The 6,096-nt window shown below is 55.2% G+C and carries 6 protein-coding genes; 2 read left to right on the top strand and 4 right to left on the bottom strand.

What is annotated here, in order from left to right; all coding sequences use genetic code 11:
- Positions 1-19 precede the first annotated feature (19 nt).
- Both ACW4LP_RS11500 and ACW4LP_RS11505 read right to left on the bottom strand, forming a co-directional pair.
- Positions 20-1,105 (bottom strand): VanZ family protein, encoded by a 1,086-nt coding sequence (locus tag ACW4LP_RS11500; RefSeq protein WP_157012864.1) that lies wholly within the window; start codon positions 1,103-1,105, stop codon positions 20-22.
- A gap of 326 nt (positions 1,106-1,431) precedes the next feature.
- Positions 1,432-2,403, bottom strand: coding sequence for a hypothetical protein (locus tag ACW4LP_RS11505; RefSeq protein WP_157012863.1), 972 nt, complete (start codon positions 2,401-2,403; stop codon positions 1,432-1,434).
- A gap of 125 nt (positions 2,404-2,528) precedes the next feature.
- On the opposite strand from ACW4LP_RS11505, the gene ACW4LP_RS11510 reads away from it, so the two are divergent.
- Both ACW4LP_RS11510 and ACW4LP_RS11515 read left to right on the top strand, forming a co-directional pair.
- Positions 2,529-2,984, top strand: a complete 456-nt coding sequence (locus ACW4LP_RS11510; protein WP_157012862.1) for a DUF6998 domain-containing protein — start codon at positions 2,529-2,531, stop codon at positions 2,982-2,984.
- 278 nt (positions 2,985-3,262) lie between these two features.
- A complete protein-coding gene (locus ACW4LP_RS11515) occupies positions 3,263-3,688 on the top strand; it encodes a CdiA C-terminal domain-containing protein (RefSeq protein WP_157012859.1) in 426 nt (141 codons plus the stop codon).
- A gap of 384 nt (positions 3,689-4,072) precedes the next feature.
- Here the strand turns inward: ACW4LP_RS11515 and ACW4LP_RS11520 are convergent, their stop codons facing one another.
- On the bottom strand, positions 4,073-4,579 hold the full coding sequence (locus ACW4LP_RS11520; protein WP_161128379.1) for a hypothetical protein: 507 nt from the start codon (positions 4,577-4,579) through the stop codon (positions 4,073-4,075).
- Between the two features lie 257 nt (positions 4,580-4,836).
- On the bottom strand, positions 4,837-6,096 hold a 1,260-nt coding region (locus ACW4LP_RS11525; RefSeq protein WP_455803837.1), incomplete at its 5' end, for a hypothetical protein.

A 6,096-nucleotide genomic window follows, 5' to 3' on the forward strand; every position in this document is an offset into this window, starting at 1 on the left:
TGCCGGGAGGGCGTCCGCGTTACGCCCGAGAGGCTTCCGGTATCTCTGACGCCTCTTCCCCATCGCCGACCCTCTCGGCCCACCCCTTGGGAACGCGGTCGTAGGGCATCTCGCGAGCGAAGAAGTAGAACACGGCCAGGGGCAGCCCCGCGCACAGCGGATGCGCCACCACGAGCAACAGCACGACCGCCCGTTCCGCGTAAAAGACGACCCGCGCCGCGCCGGCCCTCTTTCGCGTCTCGCACGACATGCGATAGAACAGACCCGCCGGCGTGCTGCCATCGCGCATCCAGGGGACAACCAATTCCACCACCGCGAACGCAACGAGGTAGCAGGCTATCCACATCTCGCCATTAACCAAGGCCAGAAGAGCTTCGTCGAAGGCGTCGCCCGTCATCAGCCTCAAACCAGCCGCCACCATCAGACGCGGCACCACCGCGCACAGATCGATGATCATGACGTCGGTCCACAGCGCCACCGCGCGTCGGACGAAGCCGGGGTTGTGGGTAGCCGGCGGCTGCACCTCGGCCTCGCGCTGAGTCAGCCTCACGGCCAAATGGGCCAAGCCCCAGCCGATCAGGCTGCCGAGCGTGTTGCAGATGAGGTCGTCCACATCGAACGTTCGGTACGCGAAGGGATACGCTCCGGACAGCCCCGTGAACTGCGCTGTTTCTATAAGGCAGGTCGCGGCGAAGGACAGCGCCAACATAAGCGGCAGCTTCAGCTTCAGAAGAGTTCGCGCAATGAAGCCGAGCGGCACGAACAGCACGATGTTGAACAGCAGCTGGAATACCGCGCGAACGCCGCCTTCGGCGATGTCGCGGACGAAGTTGAGCGGATCCAAGATAGGCGGAACGCCGTAGGTGATGCCCGGGCCCGCGTCGCCCGTGGGCAGCGGGTACAGGGTGAAGCACACCAGACCGGCCGCATAGAGAATGCTCGCGTACACGGCGAACACGGTGGTCAGCGGCAGCCATCCGTCGCGCCGGTACAGCGCCACCAGCACGGGCACGCTCAGCAACAGCGACAGCAGCGGCCACACCAGAACCGCCACGTTGAAGCTCTCGCTGAAAGTACCTATGTACCCAATGATGACCTCGCCCATAATCGAAAGAATACCACGGGTGCTCCGCCGGATACCGGGAAGAACCGGTAACCGAAGCACTCGATCCGCGAAGGTACAGCAAGAACACTGAACGGCTGCTAGCGACCGATAGCGACCGATAGCGACCGATAGCGACCGATAGCGACCGATAACGACCGATAGCGACCGATGCGCCCCCACAGCTCAGCGCATCGAAATAGGTGATGCCCATGACCGTGCTTCGGCATCGCGGGCGGCCTCGCGGGGGGGGCGCCCGAAGCTTTCGATCTGCGGCGGAATGGGTAGACGCAGTGAAGCGGCAGTGAAGCGTCGCGCCAAACGCAAAGCTACCTCTGCTGTACCTGCTTCCTCACCGAGGAAGAGATGCGACGTCCCCTAGTGCGGGCAGCGCCCATGACGGCGGAAACGCCACCGAAATCGAGGCCAGTGATGATTTTGACAACCTGCAAGAAAACCATCAGCACAATAAGCGGTATAAGGCAGGAGGTCACAACCATCACGGCCACCGTGTCTATCATGTTGTTCAGCTGTTGCCCCAGATTGTCCAACGCGTCTTGAACGCCCTGCGTTATCGCGGTGAACCCATCTTGCATCGCGTCAGCGATTCCCTCCAGGAGGCCTTTATCCTCTTGCGTGTCCTCTTGGACGCTTTCTTCGAGTTCCTGAGTCGCTTGTTGCGCTGCCGCATTAGAAGCGGCGATGGATTCATCGAAGGTCTTGTCGATGTTGTCCGTGAGCCAAACACTCGCTGGCACCACCAGCGCCAGCGCCAAACCGAACGCCGTGAGCTTCGTGCCCAGTCGCTGAAGGTTCACTTTTGTCAAAGTGCCTCGTCTCAAGAAAACGGCTATGGCAAAAAGCACGCATGCCATCGGTATCAGTATCCCGAACGCCAGGAACCCAAAGGTCGTCAAAAGGAACTTCTCGAGGTAGATCACCGAAAGGATAACCACGAAATAAGAAGCGAAATCGGCAAGCTTGTTAGCAATTGCGGAGCCAGTATCATCGGGGAGCACAGAAATGGCAGCCGAAGCTGCCGTGGTAGTAGCCGCCAGCCCCATAACGTTGAGCTTCTTTTCATCCAGCGTCTCGTACATGCCCGAATACGTCGATGGCGATGAGGCGATGTTGGCCAGCAGCAGAAGGGAGATCAAAGCGGCCACCACCAAAACGCCCGCATTGATCACTTTGCTCTTAAGCGGTCGCTCCTCCAAATCCCGCTCTTCCCCTAGCTCCACGCGTTCGAAAACCAATTCGCTGGCGCCGTTTTCATCGATCGGCCGAATACCGTCATCCATTGCTATCCTTCCTCTATACTTGGCCTGTTCAGTATAGACAGCATTGCAAGCATCGACTTCGCTGGTCGGACGATTGGCCATTAGACGGAGCGCAAACGATAACCACGAAACTTGCAGGAGAACAAATGCCCGAAGACGAGAAGCTGAGCGAAACTATCCGCGAGCTGTACGCCATCGTCAACCAGCTCGAACGCGATTACAACAAGCATGATCGTCGCTTCACGCTCGACGGGCACCTCCTCGGAAGCATCGGTGAAGTTTACGCGGCTGAGCGCTATGGCATCGAACTAGCGAAATCATCGTCCGAGCGCCACGACGGCACCACTACGGATGAGCGCAAGCGGGACGTTCAAATTAAGGTAACCCAAAGACGCTCTATCGGGCTCAGCTCAGAGCCCGCGTACCTGCTCGTCCTGAAAATCGACGAAAACGGCTCGTTCAAAGAAGTGTTCAATGGCCCCGGCAATATTGTCTGGGAGCTAGTCAAAAACAAGAGACCTCCAAAGAACGGCCAGTATCAGATCTCGCTGAGCAAGCTACGCACGTTGAACGACAATATCGCCCCCGATGACAGGATCTGAACCTGCCGGACAAGAAGCGCAGGCATCAACTCATTAGCATGGTCTGGCGACAGTATTCCCGTTTCTGCTAAGCCTTCGCAGAAATGATGCCTATGACCGTGCTTCGGCATCGCGGGCGGCCTCGCGGGAAGGCGCCCGAAGCTTTCGATCTGCAGCGGAATGGGTGGAAGCCGGGACTCCCGGCAAGACGCCAGCGCTCAAACCGCACGGCACTGCCGACAACGGACTACCCGACAACCCCAACGCGAAACCGCAACGTCTACAGAAGGATCGAGGGTTTGCAAGCTAATGTTGTACGGCCACAATTGCCCCATGAATTCAAAACGAGGCAGATAATCATTCAGTCGGGAGCCAACGTATGGCCACACGAGATGAAAACGGCAGAAGCGCTTGCGGCAGCCGGCCGCACCGTAGAATTCATTCGGCGAAGCGAGGAGCAGCGCACAACATCAGCCGATGCGATAATCGACGGCATCGTCTGGGAGATGAAAGCGCCAAAAGCATCGAACCTAAAGGCCATTGAGAAGAACCTTCGCAAAGCGCTCGACCAATCCAATTGCGTTATTCTCGATTCCCGCAGGATGAAGGGAATACCCGACCATGCTATCGAGCGCGAACTTCAAGCGTGCGCGGCCGGACGCATCAAGAATCTCAAGCGTCTGTTGTTCGTGAATCGTAAGGCGCAGGTCATTGACATCAAGTGAGTTTGGTGTAACATTCAAAACGCAAAGCGCCCGAATGGTGAGTCATCACCTGCCTCCGGCGCTTTATTTTTTGGGATACCCCGAATATCCCGAATACCAGAGCCCGGGTTTCCCCGATTTCACCCTGCGAATATGTCAACTAGACACTTAACAAGGTGATGCCTATGACCGTGCTTCGGCATCGCGGGCGGCCTCGCGGGGAGGCGCCTGAAGCTTTCGATCTGCGGCGGAATGGGTGGAAGCCAGATCTTCCAGCAAGATGCCAACGCTCAAACCGCACGGCACTGCCGACAACGAACTACCCGACAACTCCAACGCGAAACCGCAACGTTCCAAAGTATCCTTTGCGGGGAAAAGCCACAGATCCGGAAAGTAAGCGAGCCCCTACAGCTCGACCGAGAAGACCTCCGTCTGGTTGACCAGGTCCAGCTCAAGCTGCAGCGCAGCGATCTCGTCCGCGACGGCGCGGTAGTCCGCCTCTGCCTGGGCGACGTCGTAGTTCGCATACCGGTACTCGATGGGCCCGTTGCTGCTGCCGAAGTACCGGTTGCCCAGTCGCTCCTGGGGCTGCCGCGAGGCGAGCCCGTTCAGGCGCTCCTTGCGCCCCGACAGCTGCGCGAGCAGGATGAGGGCCTCATCGATGGTGATGCCCCGCTCGGGCAGAACCGTCTTCATGTTGAATCGGTGCAAGGCGTGACGAATGGCCCGCGCCTGCCCGTCGATCTGCGCGACCTTCTCGCGCACGGCCCCGTAGTCGTAGGCGGGAGGCTCGGCCGCCTCCCCTTCCGCGAGCACGTAGGTGCTCACCTCCTGCTCGGTCCGCAGGAGCCGATCTTTCTCATCCTGCAACCTCCGCAGGTACTTGTTGGCACTAGCCGATGTGAATTCCACACGACCACCTCTTTCTCGCGCCGATCATTCGATGGCGTACACCATACCAGGTGCCAACAGCAGCATTCAACAGTCCCACTAGTCCGATTTGCGATTGATACTTTTACACTCCTTGGGCAGCGCGTCATTTCGCTTACCACATCACGCCTCGAAGCTATTGCATTCTTCAGACGCATCACAGTGCCTGCTTGCGAACGCCCTGGAGTGCTCCGCTTCCATTGATCCATCCGAGCGCCCATCCTGCAAAAGTATTGTAGCTATTTGACGTTGAGTTTTACGTTAAATGATTCCAGCTTTCTCATAAATTGCTCAACATAATCTTCGGAAAGAAGGTGATTTACCGCATAGCCAGAAAAATCTATGCTGTGCACGTCGGTTCTTTCATCGTATTTTCCGGCTTCTTGCCCTTTCAAAGTGGCTGACAAAATCACTTGGTTTTGAAGCTCTTCGTACAAAGGCAATGCAAGGTCTTCTCTGCGCGTTGACAGTTCTTCAGCCCTGAATGAGTCAATCACTATGGGAAGCTGATGTTTAACATGCTTAGCTAACGAATAAACCCTTGCAAGATAGAATTCCGTTGCCTCACTTCCAGTATATGGCTTGTTGTTCGTAGTGAATAGATCATCATAGTCTTCGGTTTCTATCCCATCATTCACAACTTCCCTAAGATGGTTCATGGAAATGAGGACTTTCCGCATGAAATCGTTTCTGTCTTTTCGCAGCTCCGCATCTACGTTTTTTGAGAACTCTAATTTCTTGTCAATGTCTTCTATTTCATCAATAATCGCTGTCAGTTCACGATCCATTTCCTCAAGATTTCCATAGTCGTCTTTTACGGAAATTATATCTATCAGACTTATTTCTCTAGTTTCCGCAAGCGCATTAAAGCGTATCTGTAGTTCACGTATCTCTTTCTCAAGCCTCTCGACTTCCCCCACATAGTCATCAATCTTGTAATCTATCGTTCGCAATATTTCTTGCCTCATATCTTGTGTTGTTATATCAAAAGCAACGTTTGATTCTGGCATTGAATAGCCAATCGCTTTTGACCCACAATCGAGACAAACTATCGAACCGGTTTTTAGCTCTCTGTTCAATGACCCTAGTTCTCTGCGAAGTTGCTCGTTCTTCTTCATACGCACGTATGCATGGTTTCTTAGTTTCTGTCTTTCAGAGATATCGTTTTTTAACTTATCCAATTGTTCTACGAATCTACTGGTTTCTTCGCGGTCTGCGGTAGGACTTATCGCTGCAAGCGAAGTTCCACTCTCTCTTAAATCTCGAACCAATTTGGCAAGCTCTTTTCGCCTGGTTTTCAGCTTTCCTTTCCTATCTTTTAGTTCCCGTTCTGCTTGCGAATCTAGCTGCCGAGCATCCAATCCAACAATAGCAAACACCATTTCTTTAAAATCATCCTTAAATCCTCCTTTGCAGAATGTGGGTAGCGCATCCGCCGCCGCGCGCGTTGCCCTATAATCGCAGGCAACAGAACATCCATCCGCGAGACCGCCCGGATG

Source organism: Adlercreutzia sp. CNCM I-6215 (genome assembly GCF_977072315.1).